This is a genomic window from Psychrobacter sp. CX97, from assembly GCF_057396285.1.
In genome coordinates, this window is record NZ_JBXYJE010000014.1 from 43,482 (window position 1) to 68,918 (window position 25,437).

Here is a 25,437-nt window from a genome sequence, read left to right on the forward strand (position 1 = left end):
ACATAAATTCAAAGGTAGACAAACTTTAAGCCGCACATAATTTAAGATAGATAAATACTAAAGTTAAATCATCTATTATTATTTAATGACATAGTTTGACTACCTCATAGTATAAAAATAGACCTATATATCTAAATAACATACACATAAGATTTTAAAATTAAAAACTGAGTAAGAAGTATGATTAAGTCAATTAAAGGCTTCAACGATATTCTCCACATTGAAACATCAGCTAGCCGCCCTAGCAGTGAGTGGCGACGGTTAGAAACGGTACTGCGTGGTGTTTTAGACCAATACGGCTATGAAGAAATGCGTCTGCCAATGGTTGAAGAAACACAGCTATTTGCAAGGGCTATTGGCGATGCGACAGACATCGTAGAAAAAGAGATGTTTAATTTTACGGATAAGTCTGATCCACCCACCCACATTGCATTGCGTCCTGAAGGGACAGCTGGTGCGGTGCGTGCTGTCATCGAACACAACTTGTTGCGAGGTGATACACCCAAACTTTGGTATATGGGGCCTATGTTTCGCTATGAGCAGCCACAAAAAGGGCGCTATCGTCAATTTCATCAGCTTGGTGTAGAAGCATTTGGTAGTGAACATGTCGATATAGAAGCCGAATTGATAGCGATGAGTTATTTAATGTGGAATCGACTGGGCATAGATCATGAGTTGACTCTACAAATAAACAGTTTGGGTGAGTTGGAGGAAAGGCGGGCGTATCGCACGGCATTGGTTGAGTATCTAAAGGATAGAAAGGATGATTTGGATGACGATAGTAAACGCCGTCTAACCACTAATCCTCTACGTATTCTAGATAGTAAAGATCAAAACACGCAAGCGCTACTCGCAGGTGCACCTCGTTTAGATGACTATTTAGGTAATGAAACCGCCGAACATTTTGAGCAGTTAAAAAGCTATCTTGATGCTTTAGGCATCCAATACGAGATTAACCATAACCTCGTACGTGGATTAGATTATTATAATAAAACGGTATTTGAATGGGTTACTGATAAGCTTGGCTCTCAAGCTACCGTATGTGCTGGCGGCCGTTATGATGGACTGATTGGTCAGTTGAAGTCTATAGGAAAACCGAATGATACATCCAAACCTGTAAAATCAGAGCCTGCCGCAGGTTTTGCCATTGGGCTTGAGCGCCTGTTATTATTAATCCAAGCTGTTGCGCCAATGGCTCCCACTACACCATGTGATATCTTTGTAGTAGTGCACCCTGAGGTATATTCAGAGGGTCTGCAATATGCGCAATCTTTAAGAGAGGCGCGTCCAGAGCTACGTGTAAAAATGGCGAGCGCCACAAGTCTCAAATCACAGATGAAAAAAGCAGATAAGTCTGGTGCTAAACTGACAGTGATTTTAGCGCAAGATGAAGTTGCAAATCATCTTATTAGTGTTAAAACAATGGAAACAGGTGAGCAGGAAAGCCATGCTACCCTATGGCTACATAGCGCTGAAAATTTTGTACTTTAAAAGGCCTAACTCAAGTCTTTTTTAGTGGTTTTAATAGTTGTTTCAATATCGTTTAAACAATGATGTAGTTTATATATTAGGTTAGGTAGAGTTATGGCTAAAAGTCCAAATCCCGTATCGCCACAACGTGATGCAAATGTCGATCAACAGGCTATGCAAAAGCTGAAGCAAAGTGCTGGCTATATTATCGGTGCCATTGCTATTGCATTAGCTGGGTACTTTGGATGGGTTTATCTGCAAAGCGCTAATGTGAATCCAGATACCGTTGCTGCAGAAAAATATGCATCTATTGAACAGTCTAATGAATCGATACGATTGGCTCAAGATCCCAGCGTGCCCTTAGATGCTGAAACGATTAAGCAATTAAATAAAGATATTGATACTTTAGTGGCAGAACACGGCTCAACGGTATATGCATGGCAAGCGCTGATGCTTAAAGCAAGAAATGCAACAGATAGTAATGACATGGATGTGGCAATAGCAGCTTTGAAACAAGCGCTCAGCATTGATTTAGATGATCCAGGGTTACACGCAATTACTCAGATACGCTATGCTACTGTTTTGCTTGGTAGCGGAAACATTGAGGAAGCAATGAAACAAGCCTCAACGGATGTACCGTTATCATTTGAGGCTAGCCAGCAAGAGTTGCTGGGTGATATATATATGGCTAAGAATCAAAAAGATGACGCCATTCGTTCTTATAAAAATGCTTGGAGTATGCTAGTAAAGCGCCAAGAGGAACGTCCTACACTTCGTCTAAAGATTGAAAGCTTAGGCATTACACCTGAGCCAATTGAACAACCACCCAGCATAGTTAATCAAGCAGAGTTGCCAAACGTTTCTGACGCTGCTAATGCTAATGTAGATGCTACAGAGTCTGAAATGAATTAGCACTAATTGTGCTTGCCTAGACAAGATTGTTCATTCCCCCCTTAACTATCTTTTATTTGTATTATTATTTAAGTGAATGAGAGTTAATGATTAGGATATGCCGTAGTCTATAACGCTAATTTTTAATTTAACCCATCTGATCCTTATAGTTATTTATTAAAACAGAGCCGCATATGTATAAAGACAAAACTAAAAAATCGCCTAACCATGTTGCCATTCAAGCTTTTAAGATAGCCTGTTTATGTGGTGCCATTGCTTTAGCCAGTGGTTGTGGTAAGACCATAAAACCAGAAGTTAACAAGCCAACCAAGCTGATGCAGCTTGAGCAGTCTTTGAATATTGTGGCGCCTGTTGTATCCACATCTGTTAATGGAAGCTCTAAACTAGCAGACGTTGATCGATTTGAAGTTGGATTTAATGGTCAACAGATTGTAGCGGCATCTGGTTCGGGTAATATTGATAGCTATAATCTTTCAGGTAATAAGCTATGGAGTGTTAATATTAATGAGGATATCGTTGGTGGCGTAAGTTTTGATGATGCCAGCAATACGGCCATAGTGTCTACAAAATCTGCACGTGTCATTGCCATTAATACCACTGATGGCAAAATTAAATGGCAAGCTAAGCTCGATGGTACAGTACTTGCGCCAGCACTGATTCATAATAATCGTGTCATATTGTCTGGTAATGATGGCATCATGCATGGCTTATCATTACAGAATGGTAATTCGATATGGCAGTTTTCTACCCAAACGCCTAGCATTAGCGTGCGTGGCAGTGCAAAACCAGCTCTACTTGATGCTCGTACAGCCGTCTTAGCAAGTGCGGATGGTCGTTTACATGCGGTGGATATTGAGACAGGTATTCCTAAATGGTCTCGCCGCGTTGGTATTCCATCAGGGGCCAGTGAAATTCAGCGTATGACAGACATTGATGGTACTCCAACCGTCCAAGATGGTCAGTTATTCGCGGTCACTTATAGTGGTCAGTTAATTGGTTTTGATTTAAATAGTGGGCAGGTGTTATTTTTACAAGATACTGCCAGTAAAAATAGCTTGGCCGTAGGTGGCAATGCTGTCGTTTCAACTACTCTCGATGGAATGGTTCAATCGCACAATCGTCAGACTGGTCAGTTAATATGGAAAACCGATGCGTTAGCCTATCGCCAGCTGAGCAACCCTGTTTTCATTGGTAACTATATTGCAGTCGGTGACTTGGAAGGTGTTGTGCACTTCCTTTCTCCAGAAGATGGTCGTATTGTTAGCCGCGTAAGTACGAAAGGTGCTATCAATCAGTTACAGGCTGAGTCGGGTTATTTATTGACCCAAACTAAGTCTGGACAAGTCAATGTTTGGCGTTTAGTGCGTTAATCTAGCCTATAAAAATTAAGTTCTTGTCAATGATGAGCACATGCCCTCGTCTTGCAAAAAGATGAACGCCTCAGAATGATTTCTGGGGCTTTTTAAGCTTTGATTTTAAGTTTAATTATTGTACGCAAAACTTTTGTAGAAAATCATAATTGAATGAGGCAAGATTTAATTACCTTCCGCTCTATCAATGACCAACACCACAGGCTCTGAGTCATTCATATATAAGTTGGTATCTAAGTCATCAAAGGTTAAGGGAACGTGAGGCCAGTGCTTAAAATGTTTGTCTTTAGTTTGGGCTGAACGATATAAGGAGTTTGGGGGCAGGCTTATTTGCGGTACTGTAGCCATTGCCCCTTTCGCAGTAAAAAAGCTAGCATTATAAAAGGGTCGCACTGTGAACCATTCAATGTAGTGAGCCGGTCTTAAATTTGGCATATTCAGATGTGCAAAGTCACTGGGTGTTTTTATAACGTGCCATTGGTGTATAGGGAAACTGTCCGTTAACCAAGTGGGTTTTACAAATGTTTGATGAGCTGAGCTATTTTCTGGTTGAAAAAATCTACCTTTTAAAATGACAAAGCGTTTATCGATTTTAACCGTCTCGTGGAAGTCCATATCAACCCAGATACTACGAAATTGCTTGGTTTGCATATGAGTCATCTTGCGTTCAAGATTGTCTCGAGAGTTGATACCTACCCAGTTGACGAAGTCGTAGGGTGGCGATCCTAAGTAAAACTTTATCGTCAGTTCCCAATGCTCTACCTCGTTAGTATCATGATTGCGTAGGATGAAGTCTAACTCGCCAGTGGTTTGTTTCTCACGGTATAGCTGTATGTTGTGTGCGAGAACCTGATAGGGATGTCTGTTTAATCGATAACCATCTTCTAACCAAAAATGTAGCAAACCCTCGAAATGAAAACCAAGACGATAGGGGCTTGGACGTGACATTAGATATCGGGTTAATACCTTGTATTGCTTTGTACTGTCTAATTCTTGTAAACGGTTTTCATAATTTAGATAGTTTTGCTGCCAAAAGCACTCTTTATGTACCTCTATATTAGGAGAAGGCGTATTTGGATTAGGCGAGATCCAATGGCGTAAGGCATCAGGACATGCGATGGCAAATGCTAAGTCTCTAACAAACGGGCGTTTGTACTGGAGCCAAGGTTGCTGCGGAGCTGTATTCATATTGACATAGCTTTGTTAAAGTTAAGCTATAAGTATAACAAGAGAGTCGCTATACAGAATAGCTATACCCTGTATGATAAAAACTGAAAAATAATCAACCTTAACCCATTAATGCCAATACAGTCTAAATATTATGTCAGAAAACGCCACCAATCCCAGTGCCACCAATCCCAGTGCCATTAATACCATCACAACGAATGCCAATACTACGAATGCCTTTGCTCTAATCATTGATACTGAAACTGATCAAGGGCGTGATCCACGACCTATACAAGTGGCGACAATAGAGGTGCATAGCGGTTATGAATGGATGTCGTACTTCAATAGTGGACGCCCTATATCGCCTTTTGTCACTAAAATTCATGGAATTACTGATGAAGATGTGGCTGGTATGGAAGCCTTTGATTTAAAGAAGTTTACGTTAGCAAACTATCTCATAGGCCATAATGTGCGCTTTGACTGGCGGGTAATAGGGCGACCGAACGTTAAGCTGATCTGTACGGTTCGTTTGGCGAGAGCAGCCTTTCCTGAATGGCAGGGGTATTCACAGTCTAAGTGTATTGAACAATTAATGGGTAAAGATAAAGCAGCTGCTATGACTTCGGCGGCGCACGATGCATTGGGAGATGCGCGTATGTGTTATTTGCTATATAAAGCTTGCTGTGAGCGTTTGCAGTTTGACTATACAGATTTTGAGACCGCATACAAAATATCCAATACTGCTACTCCAATCATTAAAATGCCCTTTGGTAAATATAAAGGGCAATTGATTAGTAGTGTACCCCTCAGTTACGTAAAATGGATGCTAGCTAATATTGATAACCTGACACCTTCTTTATATTCTGCTCTACAAAAGAGGGTAGCGGATGAGAAGGCAAACGACCGTTAACCGATATGATTAAATGATAAGGCTGAGAAAAGGAGATAACTACAGGTTGTTATAGATTAGGACTGTTTTAAATTGTTTTTTTTATGATAGTTAATTTAGCTTATTGACCATGATTTTCTATCCAATCAGTAACCATATCCCATAGTTTAGGTGCTTTGGCGTAGGTTTTACGACTAAAAAAGGTCATGTGCCCTATATGCGTTAATCCTAATTCCTTAGGATGTATCCTGTGTTTTTCAACCGGCATAGCGGGAAACACGGCTAGCATATCGTCTACGTTTTTAGCATTGGCAATATCATCGTCAGTAAAGTTTAGCCATAGTGCAGGTGCTGAAAACTTATCATAATAATGGGTGAATATCGTTTTGCCAAATGCCGTTTTCACATAACCTTTACCGTTGCACCAGTCTCTCCACTCTTTGGCAACCCCTGAAGGTAGCGGCTCGCCCATACCAAATTTGTCAGATGGGGTATAGCCAAGTAGTAGGTTGCTTATTGGAATAGCACATTGCATGAAAAACAGAGCTTTTGCCTTGAAAGGGAAGTCCATATTTTTAATACGCCCTGAAGAGCAAGCAATATTTACAACAGAGGTAATGGCTTGATAATTAGGCATGAGGCCAATGAGTTGTCCTCCCGCACTGTGACCGATCAGATGATATTTTGCATTTGGGAATTCATCTTGTAGTGCCTCTAAGATAGCCGTTTCATCATGACGACCCCAGCTGATTAATGTGGCATCACATTTAGATAGTGGACAAGTCAAGGAGTCGCCAATGCCTTCGTTGTCATAAGTAATGACACCAAACCTTTGGCTCGCTAGATAGGTAGCAAAACTATTATAAAATCCACGTCTTATTCCGGTTGCAGGTGCTATCATGATGGCATTTTTAATGTGGTCACTTTGAGACTCTTTGGGCAGATATAAGGTTGCCGTTAAAGGTTGATTACGTCCAGTTATGACGGTTAACTGAAAGTTGTCTACCTCATAACTGATAGGTTTCTCTTTGATTTTGGCCATGCTAATTTCCTTCTAGCGGCTGCATATAATTAAGATTATCTGGTCTAATAAGCAAATGGAACTTAAGATGCTGATACTTCAAATACCGATATTGAAGCTTGTGAGTGTATTATAGGGGAGTGGGCTGATCTTTATTATCCTAAGAAGCAGACCTGAGTAGACATTATAACTATAATACCAGTGTGTCGTTACCTATAGTTAGTAGCCTAGTTGTTGTTAAACTGAACTATAGTCGGTTAACGTTTAAACCGCTACGGTGTTACCTAGAGGTACTACGTATATTATAGTCGCTAGGTCTCCTGCTAGCGATTTTATAATCCCTTGATTATAAACATTCAGATAGATAAATGTGACAACCACTACCTGTGTTATTATAATTAGTCATTATTTTGAACGACCAAGCAATTAGAAAGACCTATTCCATTTAAAATAACTGTCCGAAAATAAGTCAAACTAAAAATAATTTTAAAACTCAATTAATGAAGGTAATTTTTATATATGGCAAAGATTTCTAAAACAGCTGCCAACCCAGTTGAAAATAAAGCGATTACTAGTAAAGATGTTGAGCGTGTAGGAGAGGTAGTGGATAAAGCCTCGATCAATCAACGTCTGGTTGCGGTGTACTGTGGTTCTCGTATTGGTAATAATCCAGTATATGAAGCATCAGCTAGAGAGTTAGGCGCTGCTTTAGCAAAAAATAACATGGGACTGGTCTATGGCGGTGCCAGTATTGGTCTAATGGGTGCAGTAGCTGACACGGTTATTAAAGGCGGCGCCAATGCAGTAGGCGTAATACCTACCTTTATGCTTGATTACGAAGTGGCACACGAGGGGCTCACGAGGCTGCATCTTACTGATACTATGCATACGCGCAAAGCCATTATGGCAGAATACGCGGATGCTTTTATAACCCTGCCTGGAGGATTAGGAACATTAGAAGAAATCATGGAAATTGCCACTTGGCGCCAGCTTTATCAACATGAGAAGCCAATGATTATATTAAATATCAATGGATTTTATGACCGCATGATTGAGCACTTAAAGCATACGGCTGAGCAAGGATTCATGAAGCCTGAGGACTTAGAAAGGTTGGTGGTATGCAATGATATAGAATCTGCAATAGGTTTATTAAATAAGTATGTGAACATTGAAGACTCTATAGATATTGACAAGATTTAATGTTATATCATAGCTAGGGTTATATAGATAAGTTAACGTATTATAGCCTTTTTTAGTTTATACGTTGTTATGTGAAGTTACCACTTTGGACATGGCCTGTGGAAAGTTACGCTCAAGGGCCAGTGTCTTAGATAACTTATCAATATCGGCTTTGGTCGTATACTGTAAGTACTCCCAGTTATGCCGCTGTCGGGCAAGCTCAAGTGCCGCATTAGAAGGCAATAAATTTTGCTTGTCAAATTGATCACATATGTAATCAGCGGCCAATAGTGCAGAGGACGCTTTTACGTTTTCTGCACGAGCATAGTTCATATCAGGGTAGAGGCTGACATCGGCAACTCGCAACGTATCATTTTCTCCAGGAATTTGCTGCCCACCATATAATGCATTGTTAGTGGGTTTTGCCGTCGCAAAGTTAGGAACGAATTCACTGACTTGGTTAATTGCACGTTGACTACGTTCATGCAGTTTTTCAATATCCCAGCCTGCTTCAATATAATCCAGATAGGTAGGTTTGAGTTTGGGCTGAGCATCGTTTTGTTTAGTGGTCACTAGACCATCATCAAATAAAGTGACATCTTTGCCCATGCTATGAATTTGATAAAAACCATCAGGGTAGGGGGTAAGCTGTACCATCCCATTGGGTGTGCCCCGTTTACCGTGGATAATAATTTCTGGAAGTCTCATAGAGCTATTGACCCTATTATCTTCTTTAGCGTGCTCAGAGTTGTCCCAAAATGCAACATAAGAAGCTTTAAACTCCACCATGCGTTTGGCTGGGACTCCCACCATATTATCAATCTCGCCTGTTCTAAATCCGCAAGCATTAATAAGGTAATCAACGGTTATGCTTTGTGGCTGATTATTTGCAGGCTTGACATAAAAATTATTATCTTTCTCATGTGTTTTTAGATAGTTAATTTGCCATTTTGAGCAGGAGTTTTTCGAATCCTCTCCTTGAGCGCGCACACTGGTTACCCGTGCATTTAACAATATTTTTGCATTTGAATAATGGCTTAAAGCAATATGAGCAGAGGCAGCTAGTCGGAATATATTCCATCCATATTCCTTGACAGCCACAACTGGATATTTAAGTTTATCTAAGTCTAGTTGCCGTGCTGCTGCAGCTACCCACTCATCCGTTTCATGAGGGTGGGTATTACTTGTTAACGGTATGTCAGGGTTTATTAGCCTCTCTAAGTCCTGGCGTTGGTATAAGCGAAAGTAATCTTCAGGATTACCTAGTACTTTATTATCAGGGTCAGTAGCAATCATTTGACGATATACATCAGTCAACAAATGCAGACGGGGTAGTAGATCTTTAGGGTTACCGTTATCGCGTAAGGGGATAGCGATAATCGTTGGCCTTACGTCTATACTATAAGGATACATGCGTAACATATCGACTGATTGTTTTAACAGCTCGATGCAATCTTCATCAGGAATTTCTCGATATAGGTTTCCACCTGCATGTAAGTGGCACATAGGCGGGCCATCGATTAAACTGGCTTTGGTTTCGAATAAATAGGTTTGAACACCCAAAGCTGCTAAGCGAATAGCAATGGTAGACCCAGCAACACCGCCACCAATAATGCCTACCGTAAAAGGCTGGTTACTGGAGTTTTCAAATGAGTGGGGCATATTATTAGAGTTATTCAAAATTTTGTCTATCATTATAGTTGAGTCAGTGCAAAGGTTTAAGGTGTCATTAGGATAACAAAAATGGATTAATATAACTGTTGCTACATAGTATAGTACGATTAATTAATGGTGGCATATATAGTGATATGCAAGCGCTACTAAAGTATAAAAAATAGACGTAATAGTTTTATATTTCAATGAGATGATGATGAAAAAAAAGATTACAAGTCGATCTCGAAGGCAGATTAGCTTCAAAGATAACCAGAGAAATCAGTTAATCCTTGGTCTAGGTTTCTATGTCGTGCTTGCCATTATGGCAATGACTGGCAATCTTACATGGTTGATAGTGGGTTGGTATGCATTTATTGGCGTAGTAACATATGGGGCATATGTAAAAGATAAAAGAGCAGCAATACATAGCAAGTGGCGTACACCAGAAACGACTTTGCATCTACTGAGTGTGCTTGGAGGCTGGGTAGGGGCAATGGTTGCGCAAAACATACTGCGTCATAAGACCCAAAAGTCTGAATTTCGTCTGGCCTATTATTTAACGGTGCTTATTAATTTAGCAGGCCTACTATATATTGCTGTTCACGGTAATATTTCCCACTTCTAATTATTTTTAAATAGGTTGAGCCTATTTTAAGTAGATTAAGAATAAGTAAAGCCCGTGTTAAAAACGGGCTTTATATCTTGGATAAAAGATAAATCAGTAGTCTTAAACTTGCAGGGCCTACTATTTATCATGCTTGTACTTATTTTTGCTAACTACTTTAATGTTTGCATTTTGTATCACTTCTTCAATAGGGCTCTTTGCTAACACTGGTTTTATAAGATTGTTATAGAGCTTTCATAGTACGGTTAGATTTTAGACTCAAAATAAGCGCTTGTCGTAGGCAGTTTAAGAGTAGCCCTTATGTTTGGCATTGCGCTTATCCTCTAAAAATAGCATATCAATAACCACAAGCGCCACCCCCAGCACAATACCCATGTCCGCGATATTGAAAATAGGATAGTGCCAGACGTCGGCATAATGTACATGAATGAAATCAACTACTTTGCCAAGGCGTATGCGGTCAATCAAGTTACCAATAGCGCCGCCCAAGATTAAAGCAAGACCGAGGTTCAAGAGCTTGGCCTGACGAGGGGCTTTTCGTAGATAAATAATCAGAAAAATCGACATTATAAGTGCCAGACCAGCGAAAAACCACTTTTGCCAGCCGCCTTGGTCAGCTAAGAAGCTAAAAGCGGCCCCATAGTTATATGCCAGTGTCCAGTTTAGAAAAGGCTCAATAATGGGTACAGGCTCATGGAATGTGAGTTTGCTTTGAGCAATCCACTTTGTCCACTGGTCAAAACCGATAACGATAAGCGATAGCACATACCAGAGCAGTGCTCCACTATGGTTTGGCACCAGTTTAGATTGCTTAGTCAAGCTTGGCGACCCTGCTGCATAGGCAGGCTTGGGGTCTGTACTATTAGAGCGTGTTGTATTAGGCCTAGTAGTCTTACTAGGCTCTATAGAATTAGGCATAATGACGAACCTCTCCAGGACCTTCGATATTGCTGACACAACGCGTGCAAATCTCAGGATGGTTGCTGTCATTGCCCACATCATCACGCACATGCCAACAGCGGATACATTTGATGCCTTGTGCTGAACTAACGTCTACGCGAAGATTATCTAAGTCAGTTTCATCTCCAGGCTGCCCATCAGAAAGCTCATAGAGGCTTGCAGAACTGGTAATTAATACAAAGCGTAACTCATCTTCAAGCTTAGCCAAGCTATTATATACGTTGCCAGCTGCATGAATAGTTACTGCTGCCGATAAATTGGCATTAATGCGTTTTTCTTCACGTGCCGTTTCAATCACTTTGTTGATAGCGTCTTTAGCTTCTAAGATTATTGCCCAGTCTGCCTCACTGATCTTATCCATGGTAAAGTTAGGTAATTGATACCACTCTTGGGTAAACACATAAGCGTTATCGCCTGTTGCTGTGTCTTTAAGCAAGGCTTCCCATGCTTCTTGAGCTGTAAAAGGCAATATAGGTGCAATCCATCGTAATAAAGCATGAGCGACGTGATACATTGCGGTTTGAGCGGAGCGGCGTGGTTTGCCATCTGTCATAGTCGTGTATTGACGGTCTTTAATAATATCTAAATAAAATCCGCCTAAATTTTGTGAACAAAATGCCATCACTAATTGAGTCACTTGATGGAAATCCATCGCATCATAAGCAGCAATAATGGCTTTTTGCACTGACTGTGCGCGCAGCATAATATAATTGTCAAGACTGACTAGCTCATCCATAGGTAGGCTGTCTGTCTGGGGGTTAAAGTCATCAGTATTGGCGAGCAAGAAACGTACTGTGTTACGAATACGGCGGTACATATCTGTCGCACCTTTGAACGCCTGCTTACCGGCATTCATCTCGTAGCGATAATCGCTTGATGCGATCCACATACGCAGCATATCGGCACCAGTTTTATTAATCTCATCTTGCGGGTTGATGATATTACCGAGAGATTTACTCATCTTACGGCCGTTTTCATCAACAACAAAGCCATGTGTTAGCACTTGTTTATAGGGTGCTCTGCCATACATAGCTTCTGAGGTCAATAGCGAGGTTTGGAACCATCCTCTGTGCTGGTCTGAACCTTCTAAATACATGTCAGCAGGGTGGGCTAAGGCGTCATCTTGTTCAAGTACGGCAAAATGAGTGGTTCCTGAATCAAACCACACATCTAAGGTGTCCGTAGATTTAACATATTGTTTGGCATCCTCACCAATAAACTGCTCAGCATCGGCATCAAACCAAGCTTCAACGCCACCTTTCTCAATAACTTGTGCTATATCTTCCATCAACTGCAAGGTATTGGGGTGTAGCTCATCGGTTTCTTTATGGATGAAAAATGGGATAGGCACGCCCCAAGTACGCTGGCGTGAAATACACCAATCAGGACGGCCCTCCACCATAGATTCAATGCGGTTTTGCCCCCATGCTGGTGTCCAAGTGACATTAGGAATATCTTGCATGGTTTGCTGTCTTAGCGTGCTGCCACCGTCACTGACTTCATGGTCCATACGGATAAACCACTGAGGCGTCGCACGGAAGATAATAGGTGTTTTATGACGCCAGCAATGCGGATAGCTGTGTTCCATTTTATAATGTTTAAGTAGTAGTCCGCTTTCATGCAGTGTCGCAATGATTTTTGGCTGTGCCTTATAGATATGCTCACCGACGAAGACTTCGGCGGTATCTAAATACACACCGTTACCCCCGACAGGATTCACAATAGGTAGGTTATAACGTAAGCCCACAATGTAGTCATCCGCACCATGTGCAGGCGCTGTATGCACTAGTCCTGTACCACTCTCAGTCGTCACATGCTCGCCAAGAATAATCGGTACTTGACGTTCAGCGATGAGGGGATGTTGCGCTTTGATTAACTCTAGCTTGTCACCCTTTAGGGTCGTAACAACCCCCTCATTAGTTAGCCCAAACGTCTCTAACGCCTTGTCAACTAAATCAGTGGCTAATATTAAATTGCCTTTACTGGTTTTAACAAGGCTATATTCAACGTCTGCACTGACTGCAATGGCTTGGTTAGCAGGCAGCGTCCAAGGGGTAGTCGTCCAAATAACAGCAAACGTTTGATCAGTATTGCCCTCTGGTAATAGCTGCGATGGGTCGATTATCTCAAACGCCACATAGATAGCATCCGAAGTTTTATCTTCATACTCAACCTCCGCTTCTGCAAGGGATGAGCTGCAATCAAGACACCAGTTTACCGGTTTCATACCCCGTGTGACGTAACCGTTAGCATAGATTTTTCCCAGAGCGCGCACGATATTAGCTTCTTGATGAAAATTCATAGTGAGGTAGGGGTTTTCCCAATCACCAAACACGCCAAGACGTTTGAAATCAGCCATTTGTAAGTTAACTTGGCTGCGCGCATATTCGCGGCATAAGCCTCGAAACTCAGTAGCAGATACTTTCTGACCCACTTTACCGACCTTAGCCTCTACTTTTTGCTCAATCGGTAGACCATGACAGTCCCAACCAGGCACATAAGGTGCATCATAGCCTGAAAGTGTTTTTGACTTAATAATAATGTCCTTTAGAACTTTATTGACCGCATGACCCAGATGGAGTTGCCCATTGGCGTAAGGAGGGCCATCATGCAAAATATATTTGTCACGGCCCGCTTTCGCTTTACGAATTTTGTCATAAATATCATCAGCTTCCCATGCTTTCAACCAGTTAGGCTCGCGTTTGGCTAAATTACCTCGCATTGGAAAAGCGGTATCGGCAAGATTTAGGGTATCTTTGTAGTCTTTGGTTGGCGCATCAGTTTTATTGTCAGTCATAGTACGGTCTTATATATTTTGATTAATTGATTAAAATTAGGATAAGGCAGTTAGCTGTCATAATATTAAAAGCTATGTGCAAAACAGTCATAGATATTCATAATATCAAGATTGTTTGTCAATTTGCCGCATATAGCTATAAAAAAAATTGAAAAGGCATTATAAAATAAAACCCTAGCTAATGGGGTGTTAAGAGTCAACAATCTCAAAGTGTGATTTATTGCTAAGTGTCATTTATCGCACTGTAATATGTCCTAATCATGAGTTATTTCATAATGATTACTCTCTTATGATTCGGCTGTCTTTATTATCAGGATGACCATCAATTCTTAGCCATCTACCCATCACTTCAGCAAGTTCCTCTATGCCTTCTTTTTTGAGTGAGGAAAATAACTGAATAGAAAACGATAGGCCTAATTTTTCCATTTCACGTTTGGCATTGAGTAATACATTTTTTGCTGGTCCGTATTTAAACTTATCAGACTTAGTCAATAAAACATGAACGGGTAGGTTACCTGCTTTTGCCCAATGTAGCATTTGTTGATCAAAAACTTTTAACGGGTGACGGCTATCCATCATTAGGACTAAACCTGCCAGACTTAAACGTGATATCAAGTATTTTTCTAGTTCAGTTTGCCACTCAATCTTCATTTTCTCCGGTACGGCAGCATAGCCATAGCCAGGCAAATCAACGATGCGAGTATCAGGATTACCAATACTAAAAAAGTTTATCATTTGCGTGCGTCCTGGAGTTTTAGAAGAACGCGCCAGTTGACGTTGATTGGTTAAAACGTTAATAGCAGATGACTTTCCCGCATTTGAACGCCCAGCAAAAGCCACTTCGTACCCTAAGTCTGGCGGGCACAATTTGAAGGTAGGTGCTGACAGCATAAATTCGGTTTGCTCTAGGCGTTTTCTAGGCGATAAATGAGAGAGATCCTGTTCTATAGTGTCTGGTTGGGTATAGTCTGGTACTTTGGTCATAAGGGGTCTCAAATTTCATGGGCTTTGATGCTGGAAGATCGATGCTGCGATTATGAGCAACTTGTTTTTTATGGCAGACCATTACTATTATAACGAGTCTTGCACCGTAATGATAATATAGTCAACCATATCTAAAACTATTGTAGACGATCCTGTTTGCTGATCATTTTATTTAACGATTTTAAATAGCGATAGGTCTTTCAGTATGTTTTGATTTTAATTGTATTAACGTTGACCTTTATTTCGGTATCGCATGTGAGATATATCACAGATATTTATCACACCTTATCAAAATGTCACAAACTCATCACATCATAGACCTTGAAATTACATTAAATGATGCCATAATCTTAATAAGAATGAGTTTATAGTTGTTTACTCAAAAATGGTTTACTTAAATATAATTAGCGCTTTAAACTTTTCACTCATTTAAGCTTTAAATATATCCACTTAAATTAATTTAATGATCTCCCTCACTTAACAACTCTAAGTTTTACCTAACCTAAATTGGTTATAACGTATAGACTTTAGCCATTAATGTTTAGAAATATAATTTTAATAGATCAGGAGGATAGCCATGTTATCCGAAAAAAAGCTACCTGTATTGTTTGCAGGTCTCCTTCTAGCGACTCCTTTGCTGGCAAATGCTAATATTGCACAAAAGTACGAGGAAAGCTGTGCGACCTGTCACGCCACTGGTGCGCTAGACGCTCCAAAAACAGGCGATACTGCCTTGTGGAAAAAACTTAAGTCTCAAAAAGGGATGCCTGCACTCGTTAGTTCAGTGAAAAATGGTATGCCTCAAATGCCGGCAGGTGGGTTATGCAGTGATTGTAGTGATGTTGATTTTCGGGATTTGATTGAGTATATGTCCAAATAGATAGATTTGAAACTATATTGTTAGATATTTTTAGACATTGATTTCATTAACAAAAGCCCTGATAATATCAGGGCTTTTGTTAGTTATGCTTATTATGCGACGGTTTTAGACTGTATATTCAACAAAAGCCTTGGATTAGTGTTGCCTTAAGGTAGCTATTTTTACTAAACTATTGCTATAATAAAGTCCTTAATTATTCTTTGTGGGTAGTTATAACCTTATTGATTATCGTCTATTGAGCGTTAAGCTTAAGCCTAAATGATGTTTTTTGTTATTTTTAGCTGAATAGACATTAAGTTTTAACTACTAGCTACCGCCTTAAAGATTTTAGTAGGATTAGACTACGATGAAAAAATTGCTCGCTGCCACCAGCCTATTTTTTGCCAGTCTCAGCGCCCATGCGGTTATTACTGTTCCACAGTATGACATTGAAGCAGGTCAAAAAATTGTGGAGACCAACTGTGCTGCATGTCATGGTTTAAATGGCATTAGTATTGTACCGTCACAGCCTAACTTAGCGGGTCAAAATGTACGTTATTTGTATAAGCAGCTGACAGAGTTTAGAACAGGTGTGCGTATAAACGGCATTATGGCTGCACAGGTTTCTGGCCTTTCTCAGCAAGATCTAGCTAATGTAGCCGGCTACTATGCGGCCCAAAAGCCTTGGGGAGCATTCGCTGGCAATCCAGCTACCACTGCGGAAGCAACTAAGATTTATTTAGGTGGTGATGGCAATCGTGGGGTCATACCCTGTTCAGGTTGTCATGGCCCTAAAGCTGGTGGTAATGCTTATGCAGCCTTTCCACGTTTGGGTGGACAGCATGCAGAATATCTGGGCATTCAGCTAAAGATGTTTCGTGCTGCTGGTCGTCAAGATGATGCCACAGATGCACAGAAGCGTGTTAATGACACTGCGGGCATGATGCAGACGGTTGCTTCTAAATTATCAGACCGAGATATTAGAATTCTTTCTGAATATTTAAGTGCCGTTCATTAATCGATTGCTGTTATGAATAAGATATTTGTAGACGACGCTTTTATAATATTGGCTGAGTTTATAGATCGACAAAAACCCCGTTAATCGGGGTTTTTGTTATTATGTTTATCATACATATATAAACTTGTAAATTGACTGGTTTACAATGAACAAAATAGCAGCCAATCCATACCCAATAACTTGTATAACAAACAGCGTTGATGAAAATATTTTCAATTAAAGGGCACAAAATCAAGCACTAAAAATAGGACTAAAGTTCGTAGACTTAATGTGTTGAGTCGTGCGACTAAGGTTCTTGTGTAAGGTATCCCTATTACAAAATTATATAGCAGTGGATGTTACCATGCATAACCGTATAGCTTCTCTTTTTATAGCCGCGCTTCTACCTTTATTATTATTTGGTTGGTTTACACCCACACCAACCGGTCAGATTGACTTTTGGCTCATGTGGTTAGTGGCCATGTTTGCCGTAGGTTTGCCATTATTATATGCCGAGCTGGGACTTGCATATCGTAGTCAACAAACCCCAGCTATCGGGATTCAAACTTTAACGAGGCAGGCAGACACCAGTACCGTTTGGCGTAATTTTGTTTGGTTAACTGTAGTGATGGCTTTAATAGTCTCTGCATTGAGTATAGACGCTGTTGCCAGTAATTTATTAGATACTATGGCTAAGATAGGCATTGTTGTGGAAGTGCCGGATTTTGCTTTATCATTGGCTATGGTGGTTATAGCAGGGATATTGAGCCTAATCGGCGTGTCAACCTTGTTCGCAGCAGTGTTACTTCTTGCTTTATCTTTTGTCATTGCCGCTGTGACTAACATGCCAGATGTTGCTTTTAACATGACTGAAGCAACTTTAGGAGAGTGGGCAAGAGCAGTGATACTAGCTTTAGTTAGTGTGGGCGTTGGCACGGGATTGTATTGGTTTAATAGCCCGCTAGTAGGCTCTCTGAACCAAAGAGAGGAGACAACGCAATCAAGTCGCGTTCAACAAATTGCCTCAAAAAGCGTTTTTCCCATTTGGTTAACACAGTTGGTCATCGGTAGCATTGCATTGGTATTTACCAAAGCTGTTTTGTCCCCAGTAGCGATGCTAACTTATGCTCTTGGCGTGCTCGCATCGGCAGCGTTTTTGATGCATTATGCCAATACACAGTTGGCAACTCGCTTTGGACGGTTTGGTGTTTTTATAGCTGCTATTATAAGCATAGTGATTACCATGATATTAGTGGTGGCGGCCAAGCCGTCTATATTGAGTCTTTTATTAGTTTTCATTAGTATAGTAAGTGCGCTTATCTTGGCTATTTTTACAGGTTGGAAGATGAAGATTAGTCACATGCGTAAGTCTTTAAACTTCGGTTCTGAAGCAGTTTACAACCTTTGGCGGGTGGCCATTAGAATTTTGGCACCTCTACTTATTATTGTGGCAGCTATTGGATGGCTTATCTCATGAGAGATACTGAGGTTGAAAAAATACCCATAAGTTTGGCTTATGCACCAACTGATCACGAACATCTTTATATAGAATATGAGGTTAATAAAGGTACACAGCTAATGGATGCATTAACCCAAACCGGTTGGTTGGCCCAGTATCCTGAGTTGGCACAGTGGTGCGAAGAACATAAAAATGAAAGCAAGATTGATAACAAAGCGTGGCGAGTGGGTGTTTTTTCCTATAAAAAGCCTTTAGACTATGAACTTCAATCACATGATAGAGTTGAGGTGTACCGTCCCTTAACTATAGATCCGATGCGTAAGCGTAAAAAAAGAGCGACTCAGCAATAGCAAAAAGTCTGCTCTTTTAGAATTTTTCATCAATCTTAATTGAACCCTCGCATCCTACGTTTATTCACACTGGCTGCAGATGCAAGTGAACAAGACCACGTCAGGCAACATTATTGGCTTAATTAAGTCTGGAGCACAATAGGTGTAATTGTGTTAAACAGTAGGTTATTTAGATGTAGGAAGGGTTTCAATCCCTTCGACTCGTGTGACAATATTGGTGTCATCAAAGTAAATGATTAAGTGTTGGCTTGCATTTTGAACGGCTTCTTTGCCGTCTCGCTTGCCATACGTACCAGGGGTATAATCATAGATATAGTCCCAGCGGTTTGGGGCAAGAGTATCGCGCATAGCAGGGCTACCTAGTAGGTATAACACTTGATTTTGTGACATGCCCACTTGTATTTTCTGAGCCTGAGTTTGTGTGATAGGGGTGCCTTGAGGTAAATCAATTTTATATACACCAAAAACGGAGCAGCCAGATGCTATTAATGCAAGAGACAACGTGGTTGAACAGAGTGCTAATTTTAATAGTTTCATAATTTTATTTTCTTAAATATACAAGTTTATTGATATTAACGTAAAGTTTCAACAGATAATATATGTGATATATCACGATGAAAACATTATTGGAGAAGCAATTACACCTCGTGATTGATGAGGTAGTGTCAAAAATTGTGTAGAAGCAAATCATACGTCAATTACTTGCAATTGCCTACCATTTGCGACATTATTTATTAAATTCTAACATTAAATATTATTAAGCCCAAAACCAAAACCAAAAGATAGGGATTATAATGAATACAAAGTTTACTAATCAAGATTTACGTAAAGCAGGCTTAAAGGTTACGCTGCCACGTATTAAAATACTTGAGCTGCTTGAAAGTGCTGAACATCACCATATGAGTGCGGAAGAAGTTTATAAAGCACTTATTGAGCAAGGGGAGGAAGTGGGTCTTGCAACAGTTTATCGAGTTCTAACTCAGTTTGAGCAGGCGGGTATTGTTGAACGTCACAACTTTGAGAATAATTTATCTGTCTTTGAAATTACTCAAGACGACCATCATGATCATATAGTATGTGATATTTGTGGCAAAATTGTAGAATTTCACAATGAAATAATTGAAGAACAACAACTTAAAGTTGCTAAAGAAAATGGGTTTAAATTATCTGCTCATTCACTTGTGCTTTATGGTATTTGCAATAGCGAAGAATGCCAAGCTTCTGTTCAATAGTGTAGTGAAGCCGTTTAGAGGAAGATAAATAACGATATAGATGTTATAGCCCATTCATATTTGCCGTTATATTGCAGTAGCGGTTTTATAGCTGTCAGTGGGCTTATAACCTTTAAGTTGCGGGGGCAAAAAAGAGATTCTAATTTAGTAGTAGATTCAAGCCTTCTCAATCAACTACACAATTAAATGCTGTGATTTTTAGTATTTGTAGGCATTATCGTAGGCATTGAAATGTGGGCACTAATAGAATGTTAGAATCCAAGGTTTTGACTTTTTTTAATGTGTATAATTAAGAGAAAAGTTATCCTTATCTTCACTACTTAAGCTTTCAGCGCGTTTACTCTCTAATTTAATTTTTAAGCGTAGATCGTTGCTAGAATCTGCATATTTAATCGCATTCTGGTATGAAATACTGCCATCTTCAAACAAGTCAAATAATGCTTGATCAAAGGTTTGCATACCGCGTTCACGTGAACGTGTCATCAATGCTTTAATCTCGTGGATTTCCCCCTTACGTATATAATCACTGATAAGCTGCGAGTTTAACAACACTTCAACGGCTGCACGTCTGCTATTGCCTTCCACAGTTGGAATAAGTTGCTGTGCAACAATAGCGCGAAGGTTTAACGATAAATCCATATACAATTGACTGTGCCGATCAGAATCAAAAAAATGAATGACTCTGTCAATAGCTTGATTCGCATTGTTAGCATGGAGTGTGGCAAATACTAAGTGGCCCGTTTCAGCATATTGTATGGCATAATTCATGACTTCACGATTACGAATCTCGCCAATGCAAATCACATCTGGTGCTTGACGTAATGTGTTTTTTAGTCCAGTTTCAAATGAGTCGGTATCAATACCAACCTCACGTTGAGTAACGATACAACCTTTATGCTCATGCACAAATTCGATAGGATCTTCAATAGTAATAATATGGCCACGTGAATGCGTATTTCGATACCCTATCATTGTCGCTAGCGTGGTTGATTTTCCTGTACCAGCTCCCCCCACTATTAATACAATGCCTCGTTGCTGCATTGCTATATCATTTAAAATAGGCGGTAAATGGAGCATTTCAGTGGTTGGAATGTGCGTCTCTATTGTTCTCAGAACCATGCCGGCAAGCCCACGTTGGATAAATGCACTTACCCTGAAACGTGCCGTATTTTGTAGTATGCTAATGGCAAATTGACACTCCTTGGTTAGTTCAAATTCCTGAATTTGGTCGTCTGACATGATGCTTTTAATAAGTGTCATGCACTGGTTGCCCGTTAAGGGCTGCTTACCCACAGGGGCAATTCTTCCGTTAATTTTAATAGAAGGTGGTACACCAGCTGTGATAAATAAATCAGAACCTTTTTCATTTATCATTAATAGTAAGAGTTTTTCAAGATCCATAAAGTGTTTTCGCAAAATTCAGTAAAATGTTTAATAAAAGGTTCAGTAAAAAGTTTACGGTACTAAATATCGCTAGGTCGCCTATATATATCACAACATAATATAGTTAAAGCTATGTAGTCAACAGTGATACGATACGGTTGCTTTGCAAAAAGATATCATGTGAAAAGTTCGGGTTGTTTAGCGTATCTTCTAGCGGTTTCTTTGGTAACCACATCTCTTAGCACTAGGTTTTTTAGAGTTTGATCCAACGTTATCATACCATCGCTTGCACCTGTTTGAATACTTGAGTACATTTGAGCAATTTTATTTTCGCGTATTAGGTTACGTATGGCTGGCGTACCAAGCATAATTTCGTGAGCAGCCACACGACCTCCGGTTTTTCTTTTTAATAACGCCTGTGATACAACAGCTTGCAATGACTCCGATAACATGGCTCGAATCATATCTTTTTCAGAGGATGGGAAAACATCGATAATACGGTCAATAGTCTTGGCAGCAGAATTGGTATGCAACGTACCAAATACAAGGTGGCCTGTTTCAGCCGCGGTTAGTGCCAGACGTATGGTTTCCAAGTCCCGAAGCTCGCCTACTAAAATAACATCAGGATCTTCACGTAACGCTGAACGTAATGCGGCATCAAATCCTAATGTATCCCTATTAACTTCACGTTGGTTGATTAAGCTTTTATTAGGGTTGTGAACGAATTCAATAGGGTCCTCAATGGTTAGAATATGTTCTTTCCGGGTTTTGTTAATATAGTCAATCATCGCAGCGAGTGTGGTTGACTTACCTGAACCAGTAGGGCCAGTAACTAAGACCACGCCATTTTTGAAATTGGATATAGTTTTAAAAATTTCCCCCATTTCAAGCTCTTCCATGGACAACACTCTGGAGGGAATTGTACGGAATACCGCCCCAGCGCCACGGTTTTGATTAAATGCATTAACCCTAAACCTTGCCAGTTTAGGAATGTCGAATGAAAAATCAATCTCTAAATACTCTTCATAATCTGAGCGTTGTTTATCATTCATAATATCGTAAATCAACCGACGCACAAGCTTATGATCCATAGCGGGCATATTTATTCTGATCATTTCGCCATCGACACGAATCATAGCAGGCATGCCAGCTGAGATATGTAAGTCTGATGCATTATGCTTATAGGCGAAGCGCAGTAAGTTTTCAATACTGACTGAATCATTAATGGACATACAGGCGTTCCTTTTTATGGTTATAATTCAACAAGTATTTATAATATAGTCAGCGAACTACTAAACGGTTACGGCGTTAACCTCGTTAAGCCTACTCCAGTAGTACTTGCACTCGGTTGCCTTGTAACCATTTAAGACTTCTTTGACTATACGATTTAAGTTACGGTCAACTAAAGGGCTTTCTATATTAGCTTATAAAGGGATAAGGTTGATCATATCTGTGCTAAATTAACTAACGCTCTATATCCTAGCGATTAAACTCTTTAGTCTCCTGTATCATGTAAGAGCATTCGGCTTATCACGCTTTTTTATCATATCAAGCTTGGTTTTTTTTGTCAGATAGTTTTTAATATAAAACGGCTTGAATGTGGTTGTGATGTACGACATTATTTTTTAAAAACATAATCTAGAGAGTAAGGATATTCATGTTATTAAAGATATGGACAGACATAGATTTCAAATTTAGAACAAACGAATTAACTAGTTTTGTAGTTATGGGATCATTTTCTCATCTTATTGAACGGGTTAACTTAGCGGCAGAGTAGTAGGTAGCGTGTTAATTATAGTGAATTGTATACAAATATTGACACTATTTGATAGATAGATAAAGCCGCTTTCATGTATCTTGATGATTTAACGGTTAATTTGGGGTATTAAATGTCTGATTGTGAGCTGATTAAAAATTGGAACTTAGTGCGTGAGAAGGTCAAACAGGCAAGTTTGGCTTCAAATAAGTCGGACGTTACGCTACTTGCTGTGTCAAAAACCAAGCCTGTTGAAATGATTGAGACACTTTTGCGTGCGGGGCAAACAGATTTCGGTGAAAATTATTTGCAAGAAGCGCTAGGTAAAATCGCTGCTTTAAATACTATGTTAGAAGATGAGACTAATGATAAATATCACGTAGTGTGGCATTATATTGGTAAGATTCAGCGTAACAAGACACGAGATATCGCTGAAAATTTTGATTGGGTACACACCATTGAGCGAGACGTTATTGCCAAGCGTTTAAATGACCAGCGCCCTGAACATTTACCTAAGTTGAATGTATTGATTCAAGTCAATATTGATAATGAAGAGAGCAAGTCAGGCTGTATGCCTAACGAGGTAAACGCACTAGTAGACGCTATTAAAAGCTATGATAAACTTAGCTTAAGGGGACTAATGATTATCCCCTCTAAAAGTGGTTTAGGTGTTAATAACAGTGCATTTGAACGGACCAAACAATTATTTATGGCTATTGCGGATAACCATCCTGAGCTGACCACTTGGGACACCTTAAGTATGGGTATGAGTGCTGATATGCAAGAAGCCATAAATTATGGGTCAACTATGGTTAGAGTCGGTAGTGCGATATTTGGTGCAAGAGTCTAAGCTTAAAATAAATGAAGCGCTTCATAATCATAGCATAATCACAAATAGCCCAGAAAAAACATATAGCTCATAAAGCGCAGTCCAAAAAAAGAGCCTAGCACTGAACTGACCCCCAAAAGTTGGACGGTTTAAGTCTATCTCAAGGACTGAATTCTGTACTTCACAGGACTCAGTCCTTTAAGTTTAAGCTGAATACGCTCATGATTGTAATAATGAATGTACTCATGAATTTGCTTTTCTAGTTCATCAATAGTTTTAGGCTTTTCAATATAGATGGTCTCACACTTCAGTGTGCCAAAGAAGCTCTCCATTAACGCATTATCTATGCAGTTGCCTTTTCTACTCATGCTTTGTCTTATCTTATGCTTTTTAAGCGTCTTTCTAAAAGGCTTCATTTGATAATGCCAGCCTTGATCAGAGTGAAGCATTAACTTTTTATGACGACTTGTTTTCGTCTTATCTAGCGCAAAATCTAGCATTTTACTTACCACATCATAGGTTGGTCTTTTAGATAAGGTATAACTGACTATTTCATTATTATAGCAATCAAGAATCGGAGATAGATATAATTTATTGTCACCCACCTTAAACTCAGTAATGTCTGTTAACCAGCGTTTATTGGGTTTACCAGCATGGAAGCGACGCTTTAAATAGTTCTTTGCTATTTTTCCCTGTTGACCTTTATAGGATCGATACTTCTTTCTTCTGATCTTCGCATTAAGATTTAACTGCTTCATAAGCTTGGCAATAAGCTTATGGTTATGATGCATGCCTAACTGCTTTAATGCGGCTGTGATTCTACGATAGCCATACCGACCTTTATGTTGGTAATATAGCTCGATGATACGCTGCTTTAAATCAGCGTATTTGTCTTCAGCATCAAACTGACACCTATGGTAATAAAAGACACTTTTAGGCATATCAGCTATCTTAAGTAAAGCTGATATGCAATATTTATCCCTTAGTCCTTCGATGAGCCTTGCTTTGTCTCGGCTTGTTCCCTCTCCCTGAGCAAGGCATCGAGCTTTTTTAGGTAGGCATTCTCCGCACGAAGATATTCATTCTCACGTTTCAGCTCTGCTAATATCTTTTCATCATCTGGTTTGTCTGTGATAAATGGTTTGCTCATGGCCGCTCTACCTTTACGTTTAGATATGAGTCCAGACATACCCTGTAGTCGATAAGCTTTGTGCCACTGGCTGATTAAAGCTGGTGAGCTGATGTTATACCTTAGAGCAACTTCCAATTGACTTAGGCCTTGGGTAAGCATCGTTGTTAGTACGTTAAGTTTAAACTCACTACTGTATTTGGCTTTGCTTGTCTTTGGCTTAATAGCCTTTATACCACCGCTTTGATATTGCTTGACCCATTTACTTACAAATCTTGGATTCACTTTAAACTTCTTTGCTGTGGCATGACCGGTATGTCCTTGCTTATAGTATCCTATGACTTTGATCTTAAAATCTAGATTGTAACGCATAAAAATACCCCATAAGTTGTGTCCAACTTTTGGGGGTCAGTTCA

Annotated in this window: 23 protein-coding genes; 12 read left to right on the top strand and 11 right to left on the bottom strand. The window is 39.9% G+C overall.

Going from position 1 to position 25,437, the window contains the following annotated elements:
- The first annotated feature begins 180 nt into the window (after positions 1-180).
- The 3 genes from hisS (at position 181) to bamB (ending at position 3,752) form a co-directional block, all read left to right on the top strand.
- Complete coding sequence (gene hisS, locus AC2SLL_RS10895) at positions 181-1,491, top strand: histidine--tRNA ligase (protein WP_486531715.1); 1,311 nt, start codon at positions 181-183, stop codon at positions 1,489-1,491.
- A gap of 93 nt (positions 1,492-1,584) precedes the next feature.
- Positions 1,585-2,382: a YfgM family protein gene (locus tag AC2SLL_RS10900; protein WP_486531716.1), complete on the top strand. Its 798-nt coding sequence runs from the start codon at positions 1,585-1,587 to the stop codon at positions 2,380-2,382.
- 173 nt (positions 2,383-2,555) lie between these two features.
- Positions 2,556-3,752 carry an outer membrane protein assembly factor BamB gene (gene bamB / locus AC2SLL_RS10905; RefSeq protein WP_486531717.1) on the top strand — a complete coding sequence of 399 codons (1,197 nt, stop codon included), beginning with the start codon at positions 2,556-2,558 and terminating at the stop codon, positions 3,750-3,752.
- 165 nt (positions 3,753-3,917) lie between these two features.
- Here bamB and AC2SLL_RS10910 read toward each other — a convergent pair whose 3' ends face one another.
- Positions 3,918-4,940 carry a DUF1853 family protein gene (locus tag AC2SLL_RS10910; RefSeq protein WP_486531718.1) on the bottom strand — a complete coding sequence of 341 codons (1,023 nt, stop codon included), beginning with the start codon at positions 4,938-4,940 and terminating at the stop codon, positions 3,918-3,920.
- A gap of 133 nt (positions 4,941-5,073) precedes the next feature.
- Here AC2SLL_RS10910 and AC2SLL_RS10915 point away from each other — a divergent pair, with 133 nt between their 5' ends.
- On the top strand, positions 5,074-5,829 hold the full coding sequence (locus AC2SLL_RS10915) for a 3'-5' exonuclease (protein WP_486531719.1): 756 nt from the start codon (positions 5,074-5,076) through the stop codon (positions 5,827-5,829).
- Between the two features lie 100 nt (positions 5,830-5,929).
- Here AC2SLL_RS10915 and AC2SLL_RS10920 read toward each other — a convergent pair whose 3' ends face one another.
- Positions 5,930-6,850 carry an alpha/beta hydrolase family protein gene (locus AC2SLL_RS10920; protein ID WP_486531720.1) on the bottom strand — a complete coding sequence of 307 codons (921 nt, stop codon included), beginning with the start codon at positions 6,848-6,850 and terminating at the stop codon, positions 5,930-5,932.
- Between the two features lie 498 nt (positions 6,851-7,348).
- Between AC2SLL_RS10920 and AC2SLL_RS10925 the strand changes: the two genes are divergently transcribed.
- Positions 7,349-8,029, top strand: a complete 681-nt coding sequence (locus AC2SLL_RS10925) for an LOG family protein (protein ID WP_486531721.1) — start codon at positions 7,349-7,351, stop codon at positions 8,027-8,029.
- Between the two features lie 57 nt (positions 8,030-8,086).
- On the opposite strand, the gene AC2SLL_RS10930 is transcribed toward AC2SLL_RS10925, so the two are convergent.
- Positions 8,087-9,688 carry an FAD-dependent oxidoreductase gene (locus AC2SLL_RS10930; RefSeq protein ID WP_486531722.1) on the bottom strand — a complete coding sequence of 534 codons (1,602 nt, stop codon included), beginning with the start codon at positions 9,686-9,688 and terminating at the stop codon, positions 8,087-8,089.
- A 190-nt stretch (positions 9,689-9,878) separates the two neighbouring features.
- Here AC2SLL_RS10930 and AC2SLL_RS10935 point away from each other — a divergent pair, with 190 nt between their 5' ends.
- Complete coding sequence (locus tag AC2SLL_RS10935) at positions 9,879-10,286, top strand: DUF1294 domain-containing protein (RefSeq protein ID WP_486531724.1); 408 nt, start codon at positions 9,879-9,881, stop codon at positions 10,284-10,286.
- A 285-nt stretch (positions 10,287-10,571) separates the two neighbouring features.
- Here the strand turns inward: AC2SLL_RS10935 and lspA are convergent, their stop codons facing one another.
- From lspA to yihA, 3 genes are all read right to left on the bottom strand, one after another.
- On the bottom strand, positions 10,572-11,204 hold the full coding sequence (lspA, locus tag AC2SLL_RS10940; RefSeq protein ID WP_486531725.1) for a signal peptidase II: 633 nt from the start codon (positions 11,202-11,204) through the stop codon (positions 10,572-10,574).
- The gene (gene ileS / locus AC2SLL_RS10945) at positions 11,197-14,043 is read right to left on the bottom strand and encodes an isoleucine--tRNA ligase (RefSeq protein ID WP_486531726.1); all 2,847 of its coding nucleotides are present in this window, start codon (positions 14,041-14,043) and stop codon (positions 11,197-11,199) included. Before ileS ends, lspA begins: the two co-directional genes overlap by 8 nt.
- A 279-nt stretch (positions 14,044-14,322) precedes the next feature.
- A complete protein-coding gene (yihA, locus tag AC2SLL_RS10950) occupies positions 14,323-15,027 on the bottom strand; it encodes a ribosome biogenesis GTP-binding protein YihA/YsxC (protein ID WP_486531727.1) in 705 nt (234 codons plus the stop codon).
- 577 nt (positions 15,028-15,604) lie between these two features.
- Between yihA and AC2SLL_RS10955 the strand changes: the two genes are divergently transcribed.
- The 4 genes from AC2SLL_RS10955 to AC2SLL_RS10970 all read left to right on the top strand — a co-directional run bounded on the left by AC2SLL_RS10955 (position 15,605) and on the right by AC2SLL_RS10970 (position 18,692).
- The gene (locus AC2SLL_RS10955; RefSeq protein ID WP_486531728.1) at positions 15,605-15,907 is read left to right on the top strand and encodes a c-type cytochrome; all 303 of its coding nucleotides are present in this window, start codon (positions 15,605-15,607) and stop codon (positions 15,905-15,907) included.
- A 346-nt stretch (positions 15,908-16,253) separates the two neighbouring features.
- On the top strand, positions 16,254-16,904 hold the full coding sequence (locus tag AC2SLL_RS10960) for a c-type cytochrome (RefSeq protein ID WP_486531729.1): 651 nt from the start codon (positions 16,254-16,256) through the stop codon (positions 16,902-16,904).
- 343 nt (positions 16,905-17,247) lie between these two features.
- Positions 17,248-18,360, top strand: a complete 1,113-nt coding sequence (locus tag AC2SLL_RS10965) for a hypothetical protein (RefSeq protein WP_486531730.1) — start codon at positions 17,248-17,250, stop codon at positions 18,358-18,360.
- Positions 18,357-18,692, top strand: coding sequence for an RnfH family protein (locus tag AC2SLL_RS10970; protein ID WP_486531731.1), 336 nt, complete (start codon positions 18,357-18,359; stop codon positions 18,690-18,692). The genes AC2SLL_RS10965 and AC2SLL_RS10970 overlap by 4 nt, the downstream gene beginning before the upstream one ends.
- Positions 18,693-18,857: 165 nt before the next feature.
- On the opposite strand, the gene AC2SLL_RS10975 is transcribed toward AC2SLL_RS10970, so the two are convergent.
- Entirely contained in the window at positions 18,858-19,229 is a 372-nt protein-coding gene (locus AC2SLL_RS10975) for an outer membrane protein assembly factor BamE (protein WP_486531732.1), read from the bottom strand.
- A 257-nt stretch (positions 19,230-19,486) separates the two neighbouring features.
- On the opposite strand from AC2SLL_RS10975, the gene fur reads away from it, so the two are divergent.
- Positions 19,487-19,924 (top strand): ferric iron uptake transcriptional regulator, encoded by a 438-nt coding sequence (gene fur, locus AC2SLL_RS10980; protein ID WP_486531733.1) that lies wholly within the window; start codon positions 19,487-19,489, stop codon positions 19,922-19,924.
- 276 nt (positions 19,925-20,200) lie between these two features.
- Here fur and AC2SLL_RS10985 read toward each other — a convergent pair whose 3' ends face one another.
- A complete protein-coding gene (locus AC2SLL_RS10985; RefSeq protein WP_486531734.1) occupies positions 20,201-21,325 on the bottom strand; it encodes a PilT/PilU family type 4a pilus ATPase in 1,125 nt (374 codons plus the stop codon).
- Positions 21,326-21,483: 158 nt separating this feature from the next.
- The gene (locus AC2SLL_RS10990) at positions 21,484-22,539 is read right to left on the bottom strand and encodes a type IV pilus twitching motility protein PilT (RefSeq protein ID WP_486531735.1); all 1,056 of its coding nucleotides are present in this window, start codon (positions 22,537-22,539) and stop codon (positions 21,484-21,486) included.
- A gap of 657 nt (positions 22,540-23,196) precedes the next feature.
- On the opposite strand from AC2SLL_RS10990, the gene AC2SLL_RS10995 reads away from it, so the two are divergent.
- Entirely contained in the window at positions 23,197-23,913 is a 717-nt protein-coding gene (locus AC2SLL_RS10995; RefSeq protein ID WP_486531736.1) for a YggS family pyridoxal phosphate-dependent enzyme, read from the top strand.
- A 134-nt stretch (positions 23,914-24,047) separates the two neighbouring features.
- Here the strand turns inward: AC2SLL_RS10995 and AC2SLL_RS11000 are convergent, their stop codons facing one another.
- Together AC2SLL_RS11000 and AC2SLL_RS11005 are read right to left on the bottom strand one after the other, a co-directional pair.
- Entirely contained in the window at positions 24,048-24,971 is a 924-nt protein-coding gene (locus tag AC2SLL_RS11000) for an IS3 family transposase (RefSeq protein ID WP_486530431.1), read from the bottom strand.
- The gene (locus tag AC2SLL_RS11005; protein WP_486530417.1) at positions 24,875-25,393 is read right to left on the bottom strand and encodes a helix-turn-helix domain-containing protein; all 519 of its coding nucleotides are present in this window, start codon (positions 25,391-25,393) and stop codon (positions 24,875-24,877) included. Before AC2SLL_RS11005 ends, AC2SLL_RS11000 begins: the two co-directional genes overlap by 97 nt.
- Positions 25,394-25,437: the final 44 nt, after the last annotated feature.